The organism is Burkholderia dolosa (assembly GCF_902499135.1).
Taxonomy (GTDB): domain Bacteria; phylum Pseudomonadota; class Gammaproteobacteria; order Burkholderiales; family Burkholderiaceae; genus Burkholderia; species Burkholderia dolosa.
Genome location: NZ_CABVPR010000006.1, coordinates 64158 through 83984 on the forward strand (window position 1 = coordinate 64158; position 19827 = coordinate 83984).

At 64.8% G+C, this 19827-nt stretch carries 31 protein-coding genes; 20 read left to right on the forward strand and 11 right to left on the reverse strand.

Annotated features, from left to right (window positions below; translation table 11 throughout):
* Nucleotides 1–3 precede the first annotated feature (3 nt).
* From BUB20358_RS04705 to BUB20358_RS04745, 9 genes are all read right to left on the reverse strand, one after another.
* The gene (locus BUB20358_RS04705; protein ID WP_006764418.1) at nt 4–813 is read right to left on the reverse strand and encodes a RecB family exonuclease; all 810 of its coding nucleotides are present in this window, start codon (nt 811–813) and stop codon (nt 4–6) included.
* Entirely contained in the window at nt 810–953 is a 144-nt protein-coding gene (locus BUB20358_RS04710) for a hypothetical protein (protein WP_165802996.1), read from the reverse strand. The genes BUB20358_RS04705 and BUB20358_RS04710 overlap by 4 nt, the downstream gene beginning before the upstream one ends.
* A complete protein-coding gene (locus BUB20358_RS04715) occupies nt 950–1120 on the reverse strand; it encodes a hypothetical protein (RefSeq protein WP_165802997.1) in 171 nt (56 codons plus the stop codon). Before BUB20358_RS04715 ends, BUB20358_RS04710 begins: the two co-directional genes overlap by 4 nt.
* Nucleotides 1117–1296 (reverse strand): hypothetical protein, encoded by a 180-nt coding sequence (locus BUB20358_RS04720; RefSeq protein ID WP_045552463.1) that lies wholly within the window; start codon nt 1294–1296, stop codon nt 1117–1119. The genes BUB20358_RS04715 and BUB20358_RS04720 overlap by 4 nt, the downstream gene beginning before the upstream one ends.
* Nucleotides 1293–1583, reverse strand: coding sequence for a hypothetical protein (locus tag BUB20358_RS04725; RefSeq protein WP_045552462.1), 291 nt, complete (start codon nt 1581–1583; stop codon nt 1293–1295). The genes BUB20358_RS04720 and BUB20358_RS04725 overlap by 4 nt, the downstream gene beginning before the upstream one ends.
* Nucleotides 1583–1936 (reverse strand): XkdD/Y8K6 family phage-associated protein, encoded by a 354-nt coding sequence (locus BUB20358_RS28215; protein ID WP_094190562.1) that lies wholly within the window; start codon nt 1934–1936, stop codon nt 1583–1585. The genes BUB20358_RS04725 and BUB20358_RS28215 overlap by 1 nt, the downstream gene beginning before the upstream one ends.
* A 48-nt stretch (nt 1937–1984) precedes the next feature.
* Nucleotides 1985–2716 (reverse strand): hypothetical protein, encoded by a 732-nt coding sequence (locus tag BUB20358_RS04735; protein ID WP_123806838.1) that lies wholly within the window; start codon nt 2714–2716, stop codon nt 1985–1987.
* A 96-nt stretch (nt 2717–2812) separates the two neighbouring features.
* Nucleotides 2813–3229: a hypothetical protein gene (locus BUB20358_RS04740; RefSeq protein ID WP_006764415.1), complete on the reverse strand. Its 417-nt coding sequence runs from the start codon at nt 3227–3229 to the stop codon at nt 2813–2815.
* Between the two features lie 1007 nt (nt 3230–4236).
* On the reverse strand, nt 4237–4623 hold the full coding sequence (locus BUB20358_RS04745) for a hypothetical protein (protein ID WP_045552459.1): 387 nt from the start codon (nt 4621–4623) through the stop codon (nt 4237–4239).
* A gap of 86 nt (nt 4624–4709) precedes the next feature.
* On the opposite strand from BUB20358_RS04745, the gene BUB20358_RS04750 reads away from it, so the two are divergent.
* Entirely contained in the window at nt 4710–4955 is a 246-nt protein-coding gene (locus tag BUB20358_RS04750) for a transcriptional regulator (protein WP_045552458.1), read from the forward strand.
* A 150-nt stretch (nt 4956–5105) separates the two neighbouring features.
* Here the strand turns inward: BUB20358_RS04750 and BUB20358_RS04755 are convergent, their stop codons facing one another.
* Nucleotides 5106–5486: a hypothetical protein gene (locus BUB20358_RS04755; RefSeq protein ID WP_045552457.1), complete on the reverse strand. Its 381-nt coding sequence runs from the start codon at nt 5484–5486 to the stop codon at nt 5106–5108.
* A 166-nt stretch (nt 5487–5652) separates the two neighbouring features.
* Here BUB20358_RS04755 and BUB20358_RS04760 point away from each other — a divergent pair, with 166 nt between their 5' ends.
* Together BUB20358_RS04760 and BUB20358_RS04765 are read left to right on the forward strand one after the other, a co-directional pair.
* Nucleotides 5653–6027, forward strand: a complete 375-nt coding sequence (locus BUB20358_RS04760; protein WP_045552456.1) for a hypothetical protein — start codon at nt 5653–5655, stop codon at nt 6025–6027.
* Between the two features lie 2 nt (nt 6028–6029).
* Nucleotides 6030–6245 carry a hypothetical protein gene (locus tag BUB20358_RS04765; protein WP_045552523.1) on the forward strand — a complete coding sequence of 72 codons (216 nt, stop codon included), beginning with the start codon at nt 6030–6032 and terminating at the stop codon, nt 6243–6245.
* A gap of 56 nt (nt 6246–6301) precedes the next feature.
* On the opposite strand, the gene BUB20358_RS04770 is transcribed toward BUB20358_RS04765, so the two are convergent.
* On the reverse strand, nt 6302–6949 hold the full coding sequence (locus BUB20358_RS04770; protein WP_045552455.1) for a hypothetical protein: 648 nt from the start codon (nt 6947–6949) through the stop codon (nt 6302–6304).
* Between the two features lie 53 nt (nt 6950–7002).
* On the opposite strand from BUB20358_RS04770, the gene BUB20358_RS04775 reads away from it, so the two are divergent.
* The 17 genes from BUB20358_RS04775 (at nt 7003) to BUB20358_RS04860 (ending at nt 19826) form a co-directional block, all read left to right on the forward strand.
* Nucleotides 7003–7473 carry an XF1762 family protein gene (locus tag BUB20358_RS04775; protein ID WP_045552522.1) on the forward strand — a complete coding sequence of 157 codons (471 nt, stop codon included), beginning with the start codon at nt 7003–7005 and terminating at the stop codon, nt 7471–7473.
* Nucleotides 7470–8447 (forward strand): phosphoadenosine phosphosulfate reductase domain-containing protein, encoded by a 978-nt coding sequence (locus BUB20358_RS04780; RefSeq protein WP_006764413.1) that lies wholly within the window; start codon nt 7470–7472, stop codon nt 8445–8447. The genes BUB20358_RS04775 and BUB20358_RS04780 overlap by 4 nt, the downstream gene beginning before the upstream one ends.
* Entirely contained in the window at nt 8444–9547 is a 1104-nt protein-coding gene (locus BUB20358_RS28220; RefSeq protein ID WP_081293592.1) for a DUF1376 domain-containing protein, read from the forward strand. The genes BUB20358_RS04780 and BUB20358_RS28220 overlap by 4 nt, the downstream gene beginning before the upstream one ends.
* 17 nt (nt 9548–9564) lie before the next feature.
* On the forward strand, nt 9565–9804 hold the full coding sequence (locus BUB20358_RS04795) for a hypothetical protein (protein WP_227910427.1): 240 nt from the start codon (nt 9565–9567) through the stop codon (nt 9802–9804).
* Nucleotides 9801–10271: a RusA family crossover junction endodeoxyribonuclease gene (locus BUB20358_RS04800; protein ID WP_006764411.1), complete on the forward strand. Its 471-nt coding sequence runs from the start codon at nt 9801–9803 to the stop codon at nt 10269–10271. Before BUB20358_RS04795 ends, BUB20358_RS04800 begins: the two co-directional genes overlap by 4 nt.
* Before the next feature lie 10 nt (nt 10272–10281).
* A complete protein-coding gene (locus BUB20358_RS04805) occupies nt 10282–10611 on the forward strand; it encodes a hypothetical protein (protein ID WP_045552452.1) in 330 nt (109 codons plus the stop codon).
* Entirely contained in the window at nt 10608–11039 is a 432-nt protein-coding gene (locus BUB20358_RS04810) for a hypothetical protein (protein ID WP_045552451.1), read from the forward strand. The genes BUB20358_RS04805 and BUB20358_RS04810 overlap by 4 nt, the downstream gene beginning before the upstream one ends.
* Nucleotides 11040–11163: 124 nt before the next feature.
* Entirely contained in the window at nt 11164–11343 is a 180-nt protein-coding gene (locus BUB20358_RS04815; RefSeq protein WP_045552450.1) for a hypothetical protein, read from the forward strand.
* Nucleotides 11340–11993: a putative metallopeptidase gene (locus BUB20358_RS04820; protein ID WP_006764408.1), complete on the forward strand. Its 654-nt coding sequence runs from the start codon at nt 11340–11342 to the stop codon at nt 11991–11993. Before BUB20358_RS04815 ends, BUB20358_RS04820 begins: the two co-directional genes overlap by 4 nt.
* 17 nt (nt 11994–12010) lie before the next feature.
* Complete coding sequence (locus BUB20358_RS04825; protein ID WP_006764407.1) at nt 12011–12490, forward strand: DUF2280 domain-containing protein; 480 nt, start codon at nt 12011–12013, stop codon at nt 12488–12490.
* Nucleotides 12441–13994, forward strand: coding sequence for a phage terminase large subunit (terL, locus tag BUB20358_RS04830; RefSeq protein WP_006764406.1), 1554 nt, complete (start codon nt 12441–12443; stop codon nt 13992–13994). The genes BUB20358_RS04825 and terL overlap by 50 nt, the downstream gene beginning before the upstream one ends.
* Nucleotides 13995–14014: 20 nt before the next feature.
* Nucleotides 14015–15481, forward strand: coding sequence for a DUF1073 domain-containing protein (locus tag BUB20358_RS04835; protein WP_006764405.1), 1467 nt, complete (start codon nt 14015–14017; stop codon nt 15479–15481).
* Nucleotides 15478–16233: a phage head morphogenesis protein gene (locus BUB20358_RS04840; RefSeq protein ID WP_006764404.1), complete on the forward strand. Its 756-nt coding sequence runs from the start codon at nt 15478–15480 to the stop codon at nt 16231–16233. The genes BUB20358_RS04835 and BUB20358_RS04840 overlap by 4 nt, the downstream gene beginning before the upstream one ends.
* A 1-nt stretch (nt 16234) precedes the next feature.
* Complete coding sequence (locus BUB20358_RS04845) at nt 16235–16528, forward strand: ubiquitination-like system serine protease family protein (RefSeq protein WP_045552449.1); 294 nt, start codon at nt 16235–16237, stop codon at nt 16526–16528.
* 171 nt (nt 16529–16699) lie between these two features.
* Complete coding sequence (locus BUB20358_RS04850) at nt 16700–18151, forward strand: DUF2213 domain-containing protein (RefSeq protein WP_006764402.1); 1452 nt, start codon at nt 16700–16702, stop codon at nt 18149–18151.
* A gap of 9 nt (nt 18152–18160) precedes the next feature.
* The gene (locus BUB20358_RS04855) at nt 18161–18667 is read left to right on the forward strand and encodes a structural cement protein Gp24 (RefSeq protein WP_045552448.1); all 507 of its coding nucleotides are present in this window, start codon (nt 18161–18163) and stop codon (nt 18665–18667) included.
* Nucleotides 18668–18734: 67 nt separating this feature from the next.
* A complete protein-coding gene (locus BUB20358_RS04860; protein WP_006764401.1) occupies nt 18735–19826 on the forward strand; it encodes a DUF2184 domain-containing protein in 1092 nt (363 codons plus the stop codon).
* Nucleotide 19827 lies beyond the last annotated feature (1 nt).

Here is a 19827-nt window from a genome sequence, read left to right on the forward strand (position 1 = left end):
AGATCAGTCGTGGAATTGACAGGTGCCGTAGCGCGGGCAGTACTTCCGATCGCACAGCAGGGATTTCGGGTTGGGGTAGAAGCGGCCGGAGCGGAACATGTCTGCGGCGAACTGGATCAGCCCCGGTGTTTCCTCGGTACCGACCATCACGCGCTTCGCGTTCGCGATCGGCGCCGTCGCGACCTCCGGCGTGCCCTTCGTTTTCAGGCCGATGATCTCGGCAGTGTCGCCGATCTGGTCGCCGGTCGTGTGCTCATAGAGCAGCTCGTACGTGCCGACTTGCGGCCCGTGTCCCTTCGTGACGGCCGCGCCTTTTTGCACGGCCGACGACCCGCTTTTCAGGTCAGCGATGCCGACACCGGTCGCCGAGCGGCGCACGCGCGCGCGGTCCATCGTGCCGGTGAGTCGCACGATGATGCCGCCGCCGCAGTCGATGTCGAGCGGCCTCGTCTCCATCTCTACTGCGACGTATTCGTAGCGGGGCGCGACCTCGAGGCAGTACTTCGTCGTCAACGACAGGCCGATGCGCTCGGCGTCCGACATGCTCAGGTCGTCGCGATCCGGGTCGAATTCGTTCTCCGGGTCGTGCAGCTTGTCGACGAAAGCGCCGGCGGCGTCGTCGACCGTGAGACCCGACCCGTCGAGGCGTGCTTGGTCGAACACGGCGGTGCCGGCGTGGATCGCGGTGCCGAGCGCGGCGCGCAGGCCGACTACGTTGCGCATGTTCAGGAGGTGGATACCCTCCCACCGGTAGGCGCAGTCGAAAAGCGCGCCCCAGCTGGACGCGCGAACGGTATAGACGGATGGGCTCACAGGATTCCCCAGTGCTTGGTGAGGCTGTCGACCGCGACAGCGAGAAGGGCGACCGCGGCGAGGATCGCCACGACGAGAGCGCGCGCGGCGCGCGGGTGCCGGCGCTCAAAGAGCGCCGCGTGATCGGTGAAGCGGCTCATGCGGGCCTCGTGACGAAGGCGGCGACGGACGTCCCGTCTGCGTTGAGTCGGGCGAGCACGAGCGTGCATGCCGCGGCGATCGCGACTGCGACGAGGTAACCGGCTATGGGATTCCATTCGAAGAGCCGGTCGAGCAGGGCGCCGAGATAGTCGAACGGCGTGTTCATCCGAGACTCCGCAGGTAGGGGCCCGCGAGGTCCGCGGTGAACCAGAGCGCGCCGATCGCCACGCCGTATGCGATCGCCCATAGCGACCCTTCGAGCACGTAGCGCAGGGGCGATACAGGCGATCGTTTGTATTCGCGCAATACAGGCGATAGGCTGTTGACAGTGGTGCGCATCATGCCTCCTTAGGCTCGTCGAGCATCCAGTCGATCCACGCGGCGCGGTCGATCCGCCGTTGCGCGAACGATCGACCGCCGCATCCGTTGGCCGCTTGCCATTCTTCAAACGTGCTCCATGGGTGGAGTTGATCGCGGATGTACGCCCGCAACTGGTCGCACACCGGCCCCAGATGCGGAAAGAGTGCGCCGACGTCGTGCAGTGCGAAGCAGATGTACCGGCTTCCACCTGTGGCGATCCGTTCGCGTGCGAGCTTCAGGGCTGCGCGCTTCTCGGGAGTGAGTGCCATCACACGCCTCCATTGATCGTGAAATGCCGCACCGGCTCCGGCGCCTTCTTCCGGCCGGCCTTGATCAGCGCCGCGTCGATGGTCAGACGTTCGCCAGATGTGAAGATCGGCTTGCCGGCTTTGCGTGCGGCGTCATCCTTCGCGGCAACCAGCTCGAGTGCGTCAACCATGTCGGGAGCTGCATGGATTACCTTTGCGTTCGCGACGCATTCCTGCTGCATCTCGCGCTTATCAGCTCCGCGCAACATCGAATGCGCGTCGCCGACGCGCGCGATGACATGCCCGTTCATCTCGGCGGTGATCGTCAGGTGGTCGCGCAACCAGCGTCCCGGCGTGTGCTTGATCTCGTTCATGTGGTCCCTCGGTGTGGTGTGATTGCCCGCAGTAGCGGGCGCGGACGCTTAGCCCGACCAGACCAGATAGAAGTGCTGTCGGTCCGGCTGAGCGATCACGTATTCGATCGTCTCGCGCACGATGCGCAGTGCCGTGAGGTGCCAGTCGGGCTTGCCGTCGGTTTCCTTCTCGTAGACGACGTACATACCCATGGTGTTGATGACGCTTCGGCCGGGCATGAAGCCGACAGCCTTGATGCCGTCCAGGTAGAACTCGCCTTCGCGACACCCATACGAGCGAAAGCTGTCCGGCCGCTGCCGCGCGAGATGCTCGCCGAATATTTCGAGCGCGCGCGCTTCATCGCGCACCTCTTCGAAGCCATCGACGAACATGACGCTGTACTTGCCGAGCGGGCCCGCGAGGAACGCTTCGTACTTGTCGATCGCATCGTTGCAACGGGCGAGCGCGGCATTCCAGTCGGGCTTGAATTCGTATTCTTCGTTCGGCTCGAAGATGTCGTGCAGCGTCGGCAGACCGCGCTTGCGCAACACGTTTTCGATCCCGCTGGCGTTGTAGCTGCTGCGGAAGTAGCCGATCTTGAACATGTGCTCGGGGTCGATCAGCGAGTTTTGCCTGTCGAACTCGGTGATCGACGCGTGCAGCTCGTACCTTCCCGTGCAACCGTACTTCTTCGCGATTTCCGCGCTACTGGTGCGGATCTCGTCGCGTTGCTCTTCGGTTGCCTTCTCGTATCCGCCGGCGGCTTTCCACAACGCTTCGACTTCTGCTTGGTATGCCACCTGCGCAGCCTTTGCTGCTGCAAGGTCCGGGCACTTCCTCAAGTAAATGTCCAATCCCACGGCTTTCTCCTGTAAATGGGAAGGTTGTTCAACGGATCAGCCGTCGATCGCTCGGCGGTGAATGTGATCGCTGCAGTGGCTGAAACCTTCGTTGCCCGCCCCGAACTTCTGTCCGCACGATGAGCAGTAGACGTTCGCGAATCGCGGCGCGGCGGCGGCGATGTCGGCTTCGGCGATACGCCGCTTGATCTCGGCGTCGAGGGTTGCCTTGCAGACATTCCAGACCTCGTACACGTCCTCGATTCGCCCACGGCGAAGCGCGGCGTCGAGCACGGCGATCTGCTCGGTCGAGAACGGCAGCACGTCGAAGGTGACGCGCTCGGCGATCGCTTCGTTGCGCTCGTCGCGGGCCAGCGCTGCGTCGTCCACCGCGGCCTGCAGCTGGTCGGCGTGCTGATCGACCCGCGCGGGCAGGGCGCGCACGTTGTGGTGGTGGATTCGAGGAATGTGCATGGCATCCTCCGCATGAAAGTAGGAGTGCTAATCGAATAGAAGTCTTGAGCAGCGAAACTGCATCTGCATGCAGTGCTCACCGGCGACGCCTCCAGAGATAGAACCGCCGCCGGTCAGAACTGCAATGTGCGAGACAGCTTCATGGAGCCGGGCCGGCACTGAACTCCGGCACAGAGCGGCGCGCATGTTTTCATGGCAGCCGGCAATCCGGCCTAGGATGTCTGTCCGCTCGGTTGCTTCCACTCGCCGCGCATCAGCCTGCGCATTCCGGCTCCGCGAAGCTGCATCACTCGCGCGCCCGGCTACTCCCGGCCGTGCCGGCTCCGGGCCGCGCGAGGTTTGTGCCGATTACGACGCCATCGGTCACGTGTTGCTGGCTGTCTTGTGTCAGGTCCGTTCAAGCAGCAAGCGGTAGCCAAACTTCAGCCCAGCGCGCCGCGCCTGTCCTGACTCACGACGCAGATCGCGCCGGCCGGTTGCTCCGCGTGTGCGGTCCCGGCATACCTTCGGTTGTTAGAGAGCGTTCCGCCCTGGGGCGGTGGCGCGGCGACGGTGCCGCGTTGGAAGTCATTAAACCAGATGGTGTATGCCACGTCAACACCATTTGGTTTATGGTGCGTCGGAAATTTGTAACAGCCGGGTCAGGCCCGCGATTATTAAGCGTCTGCTGACGGCAGTTGAAAGACTTCCGAGACTGCGGCTACACTACTGTATATTCATACAGTAACAGTGCGTAACGAGAGGACGGGGGCGGCCAGTGGCAAAAGATTCGAAGACGCGCCTGCGGTGCAGGCCCGGAGACTTGGCGAGGGTGGTGACGAGCACGAACCCCGCGCTGATCGGCACGATCGTGACGATTCAGCGGTTGCGCTCAGACGGTCGATGGGATGTGTTGCTGGAGAATGAGGCGTTCGGTTTCACGGCGCGCGCGAAGCGGCCGGTCATAACGCGCGAATTTTCGTTCTGGGATGCGTCGCTCGAGCCGCTACCTGATGTCGTGCGGCGAATCAGTCGCCAAACGGCCTGTCTTCATCCTGAGCAGGCGCGGGGCGCGGAGCTGACTGGGATAGCAGCCCGCTGATGAATGCCTCGACCTTGGCGCGGCCGATTTCGTCGAGGCGCTCCCATCCGGCCGGCGCCGATATCTGCTGAACCCGAGGGCGCGGTGCGAGGAGATCGATCACTTCGCCGCCGGTGCTTTCGCGCCAAGCACGCTCGAATTCGAGTGCGACCTTCTCGCCGAAGGACTTCGATCGCGCCATATCGTTGATTTGCTGCGGAACCCTTTTCACCCGTCGCGCCACTACAGCCTGCCCGTGCAATTCGATCAAGCGGCCGAGCGCCTGGCGACGCAATTCGGTGACTTCGCTATGGGTCAGTAGATCATCTTTCATAGGCCAAATTAGACCACCGTAAACCAAATGGTGAAATAAACCAGAAGGTGTTGATCGCCATAAACCATACGGTGTATGATGGCCGCATGGACAAGCTCAAATCCTTTTTCGCAGGCATCCCACGCGCCGACCGCGAGCTCTTCGCTGAACGGTGCGGGACGAGTGCCGCCTACCTGAGAAACGTCATCTACGGACAGCGCAAGGCCGGCGACAAGCTCTGCGTCGCCATCGAGCGCGAGTCGGGCGGCCACGTGACTCGTCGCGACCTGCGGCCCGACGACTGGCATCTGATCTGGCCTGAGCTGGCCAAGCCGGCGCGGGAGGGAGCGTGAAGAAGGTCCGCACATTCTGCGCTGTCCGGCTGGGGCGAAAGCCGTCGAGCGTCCGCGGTCCCACGATCAGGCGGAGCGGCACGTATGAGGTGCCGCTCGGCCGCACTGTTATCGAAATCCGTGGCCCCGGAGGTAGTGGCGCGGGTGCAGTCAGTTCGGTGACCGGCGTTGGTTGTTTCGGTGATCGACTGATTCTTGAAGGCCGCGCTGGAGGGCATTCACTGTTTCGAACGGTAAGGAATAGCCGATCCACCCATGCCCGGGATGACGAATGAGCAGCGCAAACCGATCGTTCATTTCGTCGTACGCCCATCGCATCGGCGGATCGTCGGCCACGTTTTGCATGTTCGCCATCGGTGGCGCCTCGAGCGGAATAGCAGGAAGCATTTCTGCGCGAACTCTGGCCAGGTCGGCGATGAAGTCCGAAATGTTTTCCGACGTGTATGTGCAGCCCTCCGGGGACGTGACGACGTTGACCCGATGAGTCTTGTCGTCGAGTTCGTAGAGGCGCAGTTCGAGTTGTTGTGACATGCGAACCCCGTTGTGAATGGATTGAGGAAGGGAAGAGCCTTGATTCTCGCATAGCGGCAGTTCGCATCTTTCGCAGTTGGCCGGGTGTTGTCCTGGCCTTTATTTCGAGCCTGGCCCAACCGGGTAAGCAAGTGGGTAATCAACTGGGTAACGATTGATTTTTCGTATGAACCAGACCGAATTCAGGATGTTCGCGCCGTGGGTACAGGCTGCGACGTTGCCGGAGGCAGAGATTGAGGCAATGACGTTCGAGGACTGCCTCGCTCGCGCACTCGAGCTCGGCCTTCGCCGCTTCGACCGAAAAACGCTCGCGCGCAACTGCGACATCCACTATCCGCACTTCGCGGACCTCGTCGCCGGCCGCCGGCCGTTCCCCGCCACGAAGCTCCACCTGTTCTGCATGTTCACGGGCTGCGACTATCCGCGGCAATGGCTCGCCGTGCAGGAGCGCAAGGCGGTCGAGGAGTATCGCCGACTCAGCCAACGAGCGATCGGTGAGTTCGTCCAACAGGCCTTTGGTCAGCGGCAGGCGGCGGCATGACCATGATCCTCAGCGACCGCGACATCGGCAAGCTGTTCGTCCGCAAGCTCGGTCGCCCCATGACGTACCTCGGCGTCGTCGAGGAAAAGCACCTGTTCATCTTCCGCGATCCTCCGCAGGACTACCTCGCGTTCCGTCCGGACCAACTCTGGATGCTGGAGCGCGTGCGGCCGGAGGCGGCCCCGATCGACAACACGAAGGAGGGCGGCTCGTGCTGACCTCATTGCAGTGCATCAGCTTGCTGGGCAGCGCAACGGCAATGCGTACATGGCGCCTAGTCGACCTGTGCACCTCTGCCGGCGTGGATGGCGCGGGATGCGTCGCCGCACGTCTTTGCTGCACGTGCCAGCATGCCAATCGCGTCGGAGATAAGGCTGCTGGCGGCAGTCATGGCGCTTTTCCTCGAAGCGGGACTCCATCTGTTGTTTTCGGCTTCTGCGTCGATGAAGGTCAACGCCACATGCAGTCGATCTTGTGCAGCAGCAATATTGTCGGCACAGAAATGGGGGAGTGGGATAAGTGCCCGAACTTGATCGAGCGTGCAAATTTCGAGAGTCCGGAGGTCGTAGCCGAGCGTTTCCAAATCTACGCGGGCAATTTGTTTGCTCACGGCAACATCGATTGTCCCCTTCAGCGCAACGAGCCGAGCGATAGCCACTGTGAGGCGGTTTGTGATTCCGGAAGCTGTTACTCGCGCCATTGCGGCCTCATCCCGTACACGCCGACGCTGGTCGGTGAAGCTGACATAAAGGGCGACGGCCACCGCGCCACATGTGCCGATCGTAGTAGCAACGTCCCAGAAGTCCTTTTGGGACCCGGACGACTGCGCGACGATTGTCCACACGCGAGCCAAAGCGACGAACGCTATTCCGAGGAGCAGCCAAACCGCGGCCAGATGAGTGATTTGCCACGCGCGTTTCACGATTCCCCCGTTAGTGATTTTGGGGCGATCGTAGCATGGCCGTCGGAGGCAGCATGAACCTCGTAATCGTCCCAATCTCGCTCGAGGAGGCGAACGCGTTCGTCGCCGAGCACCACCGGCATCATGCACCCGTGGTCGGCCACAAGTTCAGCATCGCGGTCGCCGACGACATGCTGATGGGCCGAGACGACTGCATGGGTGTCTGCGGGGTTGCGATCGTCGGCCGCCCTGTCGCGCGCGGCAATGACGACGGCTGGACACTCGAGGTCACGCGCTGTTGCACCGACGGCACGCGCAACGCGTGTTCGGCGCTGTATGGCGCGGCATGGCGCGCGGCGCGCGCGCTCGGTTACGCGCGGCTCATCACCTACACACTGCCGGCCGAGGGCGGCGCCAGTTTGCGCGGCGCCGGTTGGCGCCTCGTTGGCGCGCGCGGCGGCGGCAACTGGAACACGCCCGCGCGGCCGCGCGTCGACACGGCGGCGCAACTGCGCGGGCAGAAGCTGCTTTGGGAGGCTTCGTGACCGATCGCCAGACCCTTCACGTTGTCTCGCTGTCGGGCGGCAAGGACAGCACCGCGACGCTGCTCGTCGCGCTCGAGCTGCACGGTCGTGAAAGCGTTCGCGCAGTGTTCGCCGACACCGGCAACGAGCACGAGTCGACGTACGAATACGCGCTTGAATACCTGCCGCGCGTGCTCGACATCACCGTCGACGTGGTGCGCGCCGACTTCACCGACGAATTTGCGACGAAGCGCGCGAATCTCGCTCGGATCGCTGCGGGCGAGCCTGAATCCGCAGTCTACGGAAAGCGGCAATTCAATTACGCGTGGACCGCCGAGGCAGCTGCGCGCGCGCTCGAACTTCTGCATCCGACCGGCAACCCGTATCTCGACGTGTGCATGCTGAAGGGGGGATTCCCATCGAGGAAGCGCCAGTACTGCACCGAGTACCTGAAACGCAACCCGATCACCGAGTACCAGCTCGAGCTCATTGACCGCGGGTTTGCCGTCGAGTCATGGCAGGGCGTGCGGGCCGACGAGAGCGAGGCGCGCAGGTGGTTACCGTCGTACGAGGATCGGGGCGGCTACTACGCTGTCTATCGGCCGATCCTGCGCTGGAACGTGGATGACGTTTTCGAAGCGCACACGCTCGCCGGCATCAGGCCGAACCCGCTCTATCGCCAGGGGATGTCGCGCGTCGGGTGCATGCCATGCATCAATTCGTCGAAGGCTGAGCTGCGCGAAATTGCACGCAGGTTTCCGGAGCACATCGAGCGGATCGCCGAATGGGAACGTCTCGTTACGACAGTCTGCCGGCCGCGCTCGCCGGCGACCTTCATGCACCTAAGCGGCCGCGGCGGCCATACCGGCGCCGCGTCGCATATCTGGCAGGTAGTCGAGTGGGCCAAGACCACGCGCGGCGGCCGGCAGTACGACCTTCTCGCGGACGCCGAGCCGGCGACCGCCTGCGCCTCGGCGTATGGACTTTGCGAATGAACGACCTCCCGAATCCTCTCACCCCAGCGGATTGCGATCTGCGTGACTTCCCGTTCATGCCGCTCGACGTCGTGCGCCTGCGTGACAGCGACATCGCGGCGCTGTCGACTGCCGACGAGTTCCGCGCGGCGGTGCTGCTCTGGTGTGCAGCGTGGCACCAGATGCCGGCCGCGTCGCTTCCCGATGACGATCGAGTGCTCGCACAACTGGCCGGCTACGGCCGCGTTGTCGCCGAATGGCGAAAGGTGCGCGCGGGTGCACTGCGTGGTTGGGTGAAGTGCTCCGACGGACGCCTGTATCACCCCGTCGTCGCCGAGAAGGCGCGCGACGCGTGGTCCGCGAAGCACGAGCAGCGCTACAAGACCGAGTGCGCGCGCATCAAGAAGCACAACCAGCGCCACGGGACCGACATCGAATTCCCGACTTTCGAGGAATTTTTGTCCCCGGACTATCGCAATCCAGTCCCGAGGGACAAACGCAAATTGTCCCCAGGGACAAACGACAAACGTCCCTCGGGACAAACACATGGTGTCCCCCCGACTGTCCCTCGGGAAACAGCATCCAAGGGACAGGGAGAGGGAGAAGTAAACCTAAAGACAAGCGGCGGCGGCATAGCACAGGCAGTAGCGGGCGACCCGCCGAACGCCGCCGCCGCGTTCGTCGAAATCCTGCGCTCGAGCGGCGTCGGCTTCACCGCGAACGACGAGCGGGTGCACGGCTGGCCGACGCGTGGCGCCACGCCCGACGACCTGCGAACCGCCATCGCGACGGGCCGAAAGCGCCGTGAGCGAGAGGGCAGCGGGCAACCGCTCAACGTCGGCCTGCTCGACCTGATCCTCGGCGACCTGCTGTCCGCGCGCACCGCGAAGCCCGCGACGGGGATACGCACCGTCGCCGACTGGTGGCGCTCGTGGACCGGCATCGTCGAACACGGGCGAACGCTCGGCATCGAGCAGGGGACCGACGAGCAGCCGTTCGATTTCAAGCTGCGCGTGTTCAACGCGGCCGGCGACGGCCCGTGGTGGGATGACCACAACCGCGCATTCCGCAACACTGCCGGCCCGGTCGCGGTCGGCGCGCTTCTGGGGGAAGGGCGATGAACTGCAAAGTCGGCGACATGGCCGTGATCACGCGGGGCAAAGCCCGCGACCGCATCGTCGAGGTGAAGGCGCCGTACGGCGACTACCTGCACTTCGGCTTCTGCTGGTACGTCGAAGCGCCCGCTCCGATCCCAGCGACGGACGTTGTCACGTTTCGGCCGTGCGAGCTTAAGACCGGATGGATTCCGGACGCGTGGCTGCGCCCGGTCAGCGGCGTGCCGGTGGCCGATGACGTGACGGACGAGGTGACGGCATGACGCACGACCTGCTGATCGCCGCGCCGGTCATCGCACGCCGCGTCGTCTTCGTCGTACCCGGCAAGCCGGTCGCGAAAGGGCGGCCGCGCTTCGTACGGCGCGGGCCGCACGTCCGCACGTACACCCCCGAGCCGACGGAGCGCTACGAGAACCTCGTGAAGATGGCCGCCCGCGAGGCCATGCGCGACGACGAGCCGTACTCCGGCCCGGTGCGCCTGATCGTCGACATCGGCGTGCCGATTCCGGCCAGCTGGTCGCAGCGGCGTCAACGCGAGGCCGCGGCGGGCGCGATAGGCGCCACGAAGAAGCCGGACGCGGACAACGTTGTCAAGGCGTTGAAGGACGGCATGAACGGCGTGGTCTACGGAGACGACGGGCAAGTCGTCGACCTCTGGGTATCGAAGCGCTACGCGACCACGCCGGGCGTGCGCATCGAAGCAATTGAACTGAACCTGCAGCGAGCATAGGGAGGGCCCTTTGAAAACGAAACCCACGAAAATCACCCTCGACACGGTGCTGTCGGTCATGAAGCCGGGCCGGCGCTACACGGCGCACGATCTCGCGCGCAGCGCAGGTGTGCCGCTGTCGACCGTGCGGCATTTGCTGGCAAGCGACCGCGCGATGACGCGCGTCGACATCAAGCGCGGAGAGCGGCGCGGCCAGATGTTCTCGCTCGCCGGCACGTGCGCAGGCAGCGGCCACGTCGACACGCGCATCCGCACGGACTTCACGAGCCACCTCACCGGGTACGGCGGTTGGCTCAGCAGCGTGCAGGCGCTCGCCATGACGACGCGAGGTGCGCGATGAGCGGCTTCGAGAGCATCGAAGAGCGGCTCGACAACTGGGGGGCGACGGTGCGCTCGCCGCGGTTCAAGCCGGAGGTCTGCGCGCAGTGGGCGCGGCTGCACGTCGCGCTGCGCGACAAGGCGCTCGCCGAAATGCCGATCCCGCCCGAGCAGAAGGACGGCTGGCTCGTTGAGGCGGCATGGTCGGCGATGCCGAACCACGTGGCGAAGTGGGTGCTGAAGTACACGTACGTCTGGCGCATGGCGCCCGACCAGGTGCAGACGCGGATGCGGAAGGCGCACGGTGCGGTGCTGCGCGGCCGGCGCTTCGAGCTCGTGCTCGCCGACGCGCACCGCGCGATCTCGCAGAGCATCGTGAAGCTGACCGCAGACTCGGTCATCAGAAAAATTGCGTCGACCGGTTGTAAACCGCCGGAATCTGTTCTATGATCCTCGGCAGATTACCGATTCCGCCTTGCGCGTGAGCTTTTGCTTCCCGGTTGGGAGGCAGACGCGCGAGGATACGAAGCCCCGTAGGCGAAAGCCACGGGGCTTTTTGCATTGGAGTGCCGCCATGGGTTTCCGCATCCTCGAATCTCGCATGTACCGCGATCCGATGCTCGTGCTGGAGGCTAAGCAGGAGGCCGAGCAGCGCGAGCGGCAGCGGCAGGCGCGCAGGAAGGAGCCGAGCCCTGCGCGCCGCGCGGCCGAGGCGCTGTTCGATCTGCCGCCGCGACTGGAAAGCGCGGCATGACCCGAGTGCAAAAGGCGGAGCCCGCCAGCAATCGGCCCATGCCGCCCGACGCGCTCTTCGACGGCTCGAACTGGTTCCGCTACCTCGCGCCGGCCGACGGCGTCAACGACTGGGTGCACCACACGTTCCTGCGCGACGGCGCGCCGCTGCACAACGAAGACCACGCGCACCTGATCGACGCCGATGTCGCCTATCTCTGGGCGGCCGCCGAGAACGTCCGCCAGATGCGCCGCGTCGTCGGTCAGTGCGAAGAAGTGACGATCCGCGCCGGCGGCTGGCAGCGCGCCCGGCAGGAGCAGCAGCTCTGCGAGTGGTTCGGCCGCGTGCCGGCGTTCCTGATCACGCTCGACGCGCACTACGCGCGCGAGTGCAGCGATCTGGAATGGTGCGCGCTGGTCGAGCACGAGCTGTATCACATCGGCCAGCGCACCGACGAGTTCGGCGCGCCGGCTTTCTCGAAGGACGGCATGCCGAAGCTCGGCATCCGCGGGCACGACGTCGAGGAATTCGTCGGCATCGTCAGGCGCTACGGCGTCGGTGGCGGTGCCGGCGACACCGCGAAGCTGGTCGACGCCGCCCGCCACGCGCCAGAGGTCGGCCACGCCGACATCGCGCGCGCCTGCGGCACCTGCATCCTGCGGGCCGCGTAACCGAACGTTTTCCCGCTATGGCAGCACTTCCCGACGCGATCAAGGTGTACATCGTCCAGTCGCTCGCATGCTTCGACACGATCTCGCGGGTCGCGAAGGCCGTGCGCGAGGAATTTGGCGTCGAAGTGTCGCCGCAGCAGTGCGAGCGCTACGACCCGACGAAGCGCGCCGGCTCGACGCTGAGCAAGAAGTACCGGGAGATCTTCGAGCGCACGCGCGAGGAATTCCTGAAGGACACGTCGCGCATCGGCGTGTCGCATCGAGCCGTGCGCTTGCGTGCGCTGGATCGCGCCGTCGCAGTCGCCGAGCAGCGCGGTAACTTGCCGCTGATGGCCCAACTGCTGGAGCAGGCTGCGAAGGAGGCGGGCGACGCGTTCACGAACCGGCGTCAGCTCGAGCATACAGGGAGGGACGGCGGCCCAATCGAGAACAGGACGGTCGTCGTCGATGAACAGCAGGTTGCAGCCGCCGTCGCCAAACTCGAAGACGAGTATTGACCCTGCCATCGAGCGGGCCGTCCTGAAGGCGAAGTGCGAGCGCGACCACCTGTTCTTTAGCCGGTACTTCTTCAAGCATCGTCAGTCCATCAAGTTCCGCGTGAACTGGCACCACGTGCTGATCGCCGACGCGGTCCAACGCGTGATCGACGGCAAGTTGAAGAATGTCGTCATCAACGTGCCGCCCGGTTCGTCGAAGACCGAATTGGTGGCGATCAATCTGATCGCCCGCGGCCTCGCGCTGAACCCGCGCGCCCGGTTCTTGCACATCTCGTATTCGGACGATCTCGCACTGCTGAACAGCGAGGCGGCGCGCGACATCGTCGCGTCGAGCGAGTATCAGGCGCTGTGGCCGCTGGTGATCGCCGACGACGCAAAGTCGAAAAAGCGCTGGAATGTGCTGGTGGACGGCAAGAAGGCGGGCGGTGTGTATGCGGTCTCGCTCGGCGGCCAGATCACCGGCTTTCGAGCCGGCCATATGGCGGACGGTTGGCAGGGCGCGATCATCATCGACGACCCGCTGAAGGTCGAGGACGCGTACAGCAAGACGAACCGCAACAAGGCGAACCGCAAGCTGCTGTCGACCGTGAAGAGCCGGAAGGCGAATCCGGACACACCGATCATCGTGATCATGCAGCGGCTCGCCGAGGAAGACCCGACGGGCTTCATCAAGGCCGGCAAGATGCCGGGCGAATGGGAGTTCATCGAGATCCCGGCATTGATCACCGACGAGTACGTCGCGAAGCTGCCGGAGCACATCCGGGAGCGCGTCGAGTCGTCCGAGCGGGATGAGGACGGTCGGTTCAGCTACTGGCCGTACAAGGAGCCGCTGCAGGAGTTGCTCGCATCGGAGAAGGCAGATCCGTACGTCTTCAACGGTCAGTACATGCAGCGTCCGTCGCCGCTCGGCGGCGGGATCATCCAGAGCGGGAAGTTCCTACGCTACGGCGCGTTACCGTCGCTCCAGTACCGGAAGATTTTCGCCGACACGGCGCAGAAGACGGCCGAGCGGAACGACTACAGCGTCTTCGAGTGCTGGGGGCTCGGCTTCGACAACCGTCTGTACCTCATCGATCTGGTGCGAGGGAAGTGGAAAGCGCCGGAGCTCAAGCGCCGCGCGATCGACTTCTGGAACAAGCATGCGGAAATCGGCAAGGACGACCCTGCCGCGCCCGTGCTGCGGCAGATGAAGGTCGAGGATAAGTCGAGTGGCACCGGACTGATTCAGGAGATTCAGGCCGAGGGCGGTATCCCGATCGAAGGTATCGAGCGGGTCAAGGACAAGTTGACGCGCGTGATGGACGTGGTCAGCCACATCGACGCCGGCAACGTCGCCGTTCCGCTCGAGGCACCGTGGGTGAGCGACTTCTTGACCGAGTGCGACTCGTTCACGGCTGACGACACGCACATGCACGACGACCAGATCGATCCGATGGTCGACGCAATCAACGACATGCTGGGAGGCGCGAAGGACCTGTCGGTCTGGGAGCGGCTTGCCGGTTGAGCACGACAGGATTTCCCGGAATGTCGAAACGGAAGCAACAGACTCGGCCGCCGCGCGCGCCGGCGGCGACGCACGCCCATCGCACGGTCGACTCGTTCGCGAACTTCGAAGCGCGGCTCGGATGGGGCGCAGATAACCAGGCGTCGGCGGCGCAGTACACGTTGACGTACCAGAGCCGCAATCGGGTCTGGCTCGAGGCGGCATATCGCGGGTCGTGGATCGTGCGCGCCGCGGTGGACGCGATCCCGGAGGACATGACCCGCAAGGGCATCGAGATGTCCGGGCTCGATCCGACCGACGTGTCGAAGATGGAGACCGCGCTGACGCGCAAGGCGATCTGGGACCAGCTCTGCGATACCGGCAAGTGGGCGCAGCTGTATGGCGGCGCGATCGCGGTGATGCTGATCGACGGCCAGGACATGTCGCAGCCGCTTCGGCGCGAGACCATCGGGAAAGGCCAGTTCAAGGGCCTGCTCGTGCTCGACCGCTGGATGGTTGCGCCGCCGGTCGGAGAAGTCGTGACCGAGTTCGGCCCCGATCTCGGCATGCCGAAGTACTACGACGTGCTGCCGACGGCGATCGGATTGCCGCGGGGGCGCATTCACTACTCGCGCGTGCTGCGAATGGACGGCGAAGCACTGCCGTACTACCAGCGGATCAGCGAGAACGGCTGGGGCCTGTCGATCCTCGAGCCGATGTGGGACCGGTTGATCGCGTTCGACAGCGCGACGGTCGGCGCCGGACAGCTCGTCTACAAGGCCCATCTGCGCACGCTGAGCGTTGAGAAGCTGCGCGAGATCATCGCGGCCGGCGGCCCGGCGCTCAACGGGCTGCTGAAGCAGGTCGAAATGATCCGGCTCGGGCAGTCGAACGAGGGCATCACCCTCATCGACGCGACCGACAAGTTCGAGACGCATCAGTACACGTTCAGCGGTCTGTCCGACGTGATGCTGCAGTTCGCGATGCAGCTCAGCGGCGCGACGGGCATTCCGCTCGATCGCCTGTTCGGCCAGCAGCCGGCCGGCTTGAGCGACACCGGCGAAGGGTCACGGCTGCTGTATCACGAGAAGGTGCACACGCGTCAGGAGCGTCGGCTGCGCAACCCGCTGCACAACCTGCTCGACGTGATGTGCAGGTCGGAAATCGGGCAGCCGTTGCCGGAGGACTTCTCGTACGAGTTCAACCCGCTGCAGGAGATGTCGGCCGCCGAGAAGGCTGAGATCGGCAACAAGACGGTCGACTCGGTGACGAAGGCGGTAGACGCCGACCTGATTCCGCGAAGCCAGGGCATGCGCGAGCTCAAGGCGTCGTCGCCGGATACCGGCATGTTTGGCGACATCCCCGACGAAGCGATCGAGCAGGCTGAGCGCGACGAACAGGGCGAGGATCCGCCGGGGATCGATCCAACGCTTCCGCTGGGTCCGACGCCGGGCGCGGCCGCGCGGACGAACGACTCATTGCTTCGCAGACTTTTTCGACGTCGATGATTCTCACCCTCGATCGAAAGCGCGAACGGCGCAAGAACCCGGTCCGGCTGAGCGGCGCAGAGCGGAAGTACGGCACCCAGTTGCGAAAGATCGCTCATCAGGTCGGCGTGCTCGTGAACGGCTTTCCGGCTGATGACGTGTCGTACGCGCCGACGATCGAGGAACTGCTGCGTCGGTACGCCGAGGCGCTCGCGCCTTGGGCCGAGGCGACCGCGGCGCGCATGATCGCCGACCTGAATCGGCGCGATGAGCAGATGTGGATGAAGCAGGCCGCGGACATGTCGCGCGCGCTGCGCGACGAGATTCGCAGGGCGGCCACCGGCGAGACGATGCGCGCTCTCCTGTCCGAGCAGGTGCGGCTGATCAAGTCCATCCCGCTCGACGCGGCCGAGCGCGTGCACCGGCTGACGCTGGAAGGAATCGCCGACGGCGCGCGCGCCGCGCAGATCTCGAAGGCGATTCAGGAGTCCGGGCAGGTCGCGAAAAGCCGGGCCGACACGATCGCGAGAACCGAGGTAAGTCGCACGGCCGCGACGCTCACCGAGGCGCGCGCGCTCGATGTCGGCAGCCCCGGCTACTTCTGGCGGACGTCGGGCGACTCGGACGTCCGCGAGGACCATCGCGAGCTGGAAGGCAAGTTTTTCACGTGGGACAAGCCGCCGGTCGCCGATAAGCGGTCGGGCGCGCGGGCGCACCCGGGCTGCATCTACAACTGCCGGTGCTGGGCCGAAGTCGTGCTTCCGACGGACTGATATGGCGAAGATGAAACGGGACAGCAGCGGATCGTTGCTGTTCGAGTGTCCGTGCGGTGAGCTGCACGTTGTCTATCCGCATGGTTGCGATTCTCCGAACCCGGCGCGATGGAATTGGAACGGCAGCGTCGATGCCCCGACGTTGTCGCCATCGATCCTCGTGTCGTGGCCGGGCCCCGGCGAACGCCGGAACGTCTGCCATTCATTCATCACGGATGGCCGGATCCAGTTCTGCGGCGACTGCACACACGAACTGGCCGGGCAGACGGTCGATATTCCTGACTGGATGGACTGAGCATGCCGACACATCGAACGACGTTGCGCGTGCGAGTGCGCACCGCGTGGTGGTTGCCGCTGTACCTCCGATCCCTGGCCGTCTGGTGCCGGGTCACACGCTCCGAGCCCGATTACGAGCGAGTCCGCGGCGTCATCGCGCGCGGCGTCCGAACCAGCATCGAAGACTGATATGCGCATTTCCACCACTGATCACGCGTGCACGTGCGGCTCGCATGCGCCGCGCGCTCGCGCGCACACGCGCGACGGCATCACCGCGTCGGGCGTGTACGCGACCGAGCAGCTCGGCGAGCGGCAGTCCATCACGCCGGAAGGCTTCCTGCTCTGCGAGGCCGTCCCGATCGCGCGCGTCGGCGCGCAGGACTACGCCTACTTCGAACTGCCGGAGATCGAGGCGAAGGACGGCGTCATCGTCGCGGAGCGCACGGCGGACGTGCTGTTCAGTCCCGAGACGCTCGCGAGCTTCGAAGGCAAACCGATCACGATCGACCATCCGCCGGATTTTGTGACGCCGGCGAACTTCAAGTCGGTCGTCGTCGGTTTCGTGATGAACGTTCGACGCGGCGAAGGCGACCAGTCCGATTTGATGCTGGCCGATCTGCTGATATTCGATGCAGAAGCCATTCGCCTCGTGCAGCTCAAGGTTCTGGCGCAGGTCAGCAACGGCTACGACGCCGACTACGAACAGATTGCGCCTGGGCGGGCGCGACAGGTGGTGATCGTGGGCAACCACGTCGCCCTCGTGAAAAGCGCCCGCTGTGGCCCCGTGTGTTCGATCGGGGATAGCAGTTCCAACCTACTCCCGACAGGAGATACAAGCATGGCAACCAAGAAAGGCTCCAAGTTCGTCGACGCGTTGCGCAAGGCGTTCATGACGCGCGATTCCGAAGCGTTCGAGAAGGTCGCGAGCGAAATGACCGGCGACGAAGGCGGCGAGGGTGGCGAAGGTCAACCCCAGATTCACATCCACATGCCCGGCACTGGCGCGGCCCCGAACGCCGGCGTCTCCGCAACGGGCGATGAAGGCGCGGCCGGCGGCGAAGGCGATCCGCTCAAGCAGGTGCTCGGTGCGATCCAGGCCACCAACGGCAAGATCGATGCGCTGGCCGACCGCGTGACGAAGCTCGAAGGCGGCGGCACGCAAACTGGCGACGGGGACGACGACGATGACGATCCGGACGGCACTGGCACGATGGATGGCGACGGTGCTGGCGGGGGCAACGACGACAAGGCAGGCGCGCGTACCGGCGACAGTACCGCGCTGCGCGAGCAGTTCCAAGACGCGCTCTCGCGCGCCGAGATCCTCGCTCCGGGCGTCCGCCTGCCGACGTTCGACGCGAAGGCGGTCCGCAAGAAGACGGTCGACGCCATGTGCGTGCTGCGTCGCCGCGCGCTGCGCGCCGCGCTCGAGAACGAGAACGCCGAACTGGTGAAGTCGGTGGTCGGCAGCGCGAACGTGTCCAGCATGACCTGCGATTCCGTGGCGGCGTTCTTCAACGCAGCGTCGGAGGTCGTGCGCAGCAAGAACTCCGGTGTGACGCAGCGCCGGACCAACGATTCCGCCCAGACGGAGCGGAAGGACATCAACGCAATTCACGCGGACTTCTGGAAGGTCCGCAAGTAAGGAGCCGACATGCCCTCGTATCAAGCCTATCAGTACCGCATGCCGGCGGGCTTCGCCGGTGACCTTCAGCGCGCCGAAGTCGCCACGATCGAGACGCAGTTGATCGACCCGGCGGCGCCGCCGACCGCGTTCGGCGTTGCCGTGAAAATGGTGAACGGCAAGATTCAGCCGATCAACAACGCCGCCGATACGGCAGACAGCGTCTACGGCGTGAACCTGCGCGCATACCCGATTCAGGGGAACGGCACCGATCCGCTCGGTACCGCGACGCCGCCGACGTCCGGCGTCACCGACATCCTGAAGCGTGGATACGTCGACGTCGCGCTCGGCGGCACCGCGCCGGCGACGAAGAACGGCACCGTGTACGTGCGCGTCGCGGCGCCGGCCGCAGGCAAGCCGCTCGGCGGCTTCGAAGCGGCTGCCGATGGGACGAACACCGTCGCGATGCCGGCGAACTGGTACTTCACCGGTCCGGCCGACACCTACGGCATCGTCGAGATCGCCGTCAAGATCTAACCGGCGCTGAATAGCGCTTCACCCGAAGCCCCGCAATGCGGGGCTTTTGCATTTCTGGAGCCATTACATGGACATGTCCGAACTGAAGCACCTGCGCCGGGCTGGGGCGTCGATCCCGATGTCGGCGGCCGTCGCCGAGGCGACGCGCCGACTCGTCCGCGCGCGCACGCAGGATCAGCAGTACACGTACGATCGTGCCACGATCGACTCGACCGGCGCGTTCCTCGTCGGCCAGCTCGAACGGCTCGACCAGACGCTGAACGAGCCGCTTGTCGAATACACGTGGTCGCGCGACATCTACATCCGCACCGACGTTTCCGCGGCGGACGAGGTTGCATCGTTCACGAACTCGGCGTTCGGGATGAGTGGCGGTATCAATCCGAACGGCCTGAACTGGATTTCGAACGAGGGCAATGCCATCGCGGGGCCGTCGGTCGACATCGGCAAGACACCGCAACCGATGCGCCTCTGGGGTGCCGAAGTGAAGTACACGGTGCCCGAGCTGGTGAAGTCGCAAGCCTTGGGCATGCCGATCGACGCGCAGAAGGTCGAGGCCATGAACCTGAAGCGCAACATGGACCTCGACCAGATCGTCTACTACGGTGATCCTCAGCTGGGGTTCACGGGGCTCGTCAATTCCATCGGCGCGGTCGGCAGCGTTTCGAACGTTGCCAACGGCGCCGCCGGCACGCCGCAGTGGGAAACGAAGACCCCGAGCGAAATCCTCAAGGACGTCAACGAAATCCTGACGTCCGCGTGGCAGGCAACGGGCTGGAAGGTCAAGCCGAACCGGGTCATGCTTCCGCCCGCGAAGCTCGGTTACATCGCGTCGCAAGTCATCAGCTCGGCCGGCAACAAGTCGATCCTCACGTACCTGCTGGAAAACAACATCTGCACGCAGCAGGGTGTGCCGCTCGAAATCCTCGAGCTGAAGTGGTTGATCGGCGCTGGCGCTGGCGGCACGCTGGGGCAGCTCGGCACGGTGGACCGGATGGTCGCGTACAACAGCGACAAGAAGTATGTCCAGTTCCCGATGACGGACCTGCAGCGCACGCCGCTGGAGTACCGCTCGCTGTATCAGATCACGACCTATTGGTCGCGGATCGGCCAGGTCGAGTGGCGCTACGGCACGACCGCTGCCTATCGGGATGGGATCTGAT

Bases quoted from the DNA above. Each gene is read 5' to 3' on its own strand.
- BUB20358_RS04710 (WP_165802996.1), bottom strand. From the start codon at position 953: ATGAGCCGCTTCACCGATCACGCGGCGCTCTTTGAGCGCCGGCACCCG.
- BUB20358_RS04715 (WP_165802997.1), bottom strand. From the start codon at position 1,120: ATGAACACGCCGTTCGACTATCTCGGCGCCCTGCTCGACCGGCTCTTC.
- BUB20358_RS04720 (WP_045552463.1), bottom strand. From the start codon at position 1,296: ATGATGCGCACCACTGTCAACAGCCTATCGCCTGTATTGCGCGAATAC.
- BUB20358_RS04725 (WP_045552462.1), bottom strand. From the start codon at position 1,583: ATGGCACTCACTCCCGAGAAGCGCGCAGCCCTGAAGCTCGCACGCGAA.
- BUB20358_RS28215 (WP_094190562.1), bottom strand. From the start codon at position 1,936: ATGAACGAGATCAAGCACACGCCGGGACGCTGGTTGCGCGACCACCTG.
- BUB20358_RS04740 (WP_006764415.1), bottom strand. From the start codon at position 3,229: ATGCACATTCCTCGAATCCACCACCACAACGTGCGCGCCCTGCCCGCG.
- BUB20358_RS04745 (WP_045552459.1), bottom strand. From the start codon at position 4,623: ATGAAAGATGATCTACTGACCCATAGCGAAGTCACCGAATTGCGTCGC.
- BUB20358_RS04750 (WP_045552458.1), top strand. From the start codon at position 4,710: ATGGACAAGCTCAAATCCTTTTTCGCAGGCATCCCACGCGCCGACCGC.
- BUB20358_RS04755 (WP_045552457.1), bottom strand. From the start codon at position 5,486: ATGTCACAACAACTCGAACTGCGCCTCTACGAACTCGACGACAAGACT.
- BUB20358_RS04760 (WP_045552456.1), top strand. From the start codon at position 5,653: ATGAACCAGACCGAATTCAGGATGTTCGCGCCGTGGGTACAGGCTGCG.
- BUB20358_RS04765 (WP_045552523.1), top strand. From the start codon at position 6,030: ATGATCCTCAGCGACCGCGACATCGGCAAGCTGTTCGTCCGCAAGCTC.
- BUB20358_RS04775 (WP_045552522.1), top strand. From the start codon at position 7,003: ATGAACCTCGTAATCGTCCCAATCTCGCTCGAGGAGGCGAACGCGTTC.
- BUB20358_RS28220 (WP_081293592.1), top strand. From the start codon at position 8,444: ATGAACGACCTCCCGAATCCTCTCACCCCAGCGGATTGCGATCTGCGT.
- BUB20358_RS04795 (WP_227910427.1), top strand. From the start codon at position 9,565: ATGGCCGTGATCACGCGGGGCAAAGCCCGCGACCGCATCGTCGAGGTG.
- BUB20358_RS04800 (WP_006764411.1), top strand. From the start codon at position 9,801: ATGACGCACGACCTGCTGATCGCCGCGCCGGTCATCGCACGCCGCGTC.
- BUB20358_RS04810 (WP_045552451.1), top strand. From the start codon at position 10,608: ATGAGCGGCTTCGAGAGCATCGAAGAGCGGCTCGACAACTGGGGGGCG.
- BUB20358_RS04815 (WP_045552450.1), top strand. From the start codon at position 11,164: ATGGGTTTCCGCATCCTCGAATCTCGCATGTACCGCGATCCGATGCTC.
- BUB20358_RS04820 (WP_006764408.1), top strand. From the start codon at position 11,340: ATGACCCGAGTGCAAAAGGCGGAGCCCGCCAGCAATCGGCCCATGCCG.
- BUB20358_RS04825 (WP_006764407.1), top strand. From the start codon at position 12,011: ATGGCAGCACTTCCCGACGCGATCAAGGTGTACATCGTCCAGTCGCTC.
- terL (WP_006764406.1), top strand. From the start codon at position 12,441: ATGAACAGCAGGTTGCAGCCGCCGTCGCCAAACTCGAAGACGAGTATT.
- BUB20358_RS04835 (WP_006764405.1), top strand. From the start codon at position 14,015: ATGTCGAAACGGAAGCAACAGACTCGGCCGCCGCGCGCGCCGGCGGCG.
- BUB20358_RS04840 (WP_006764404.1), top strand. From the start codon at position 15,478: ATGATTCTCACCCTCGATCGAAAGCGCGAACGGCGCAAGAACCCGGTC.
- BUB20358_RS04845 (WP_045552449.1), top strand. From the start codon at position 16,235: ATGGCGAAGATGAAACGGGACAGCAGCGGATCGTTGCTGTTCGAGTGT.
- BUB20358_RS04850 (WP_006764402.1), top strand. From the start codon at position 16,700: ATGCGCATTTCCACCACTGATCACGCGTGCACGTGCGGCTCGCATGCG.
- BUB20358_RS04855 (WP_045552448.1), top strand. From the start codon at position 18,161: ATGCCCTCGTATCAAGCCTATCAGTACCGCATGCCGGCGGGCTTCGCC.
- BUB20358_RS04860 (WP_006764401.1), top strand. From the start codon at position 18,735: ATGGACATGTCCGAACTGAAGCACCTGCGCCGGGCTGGGGCGTCGATC.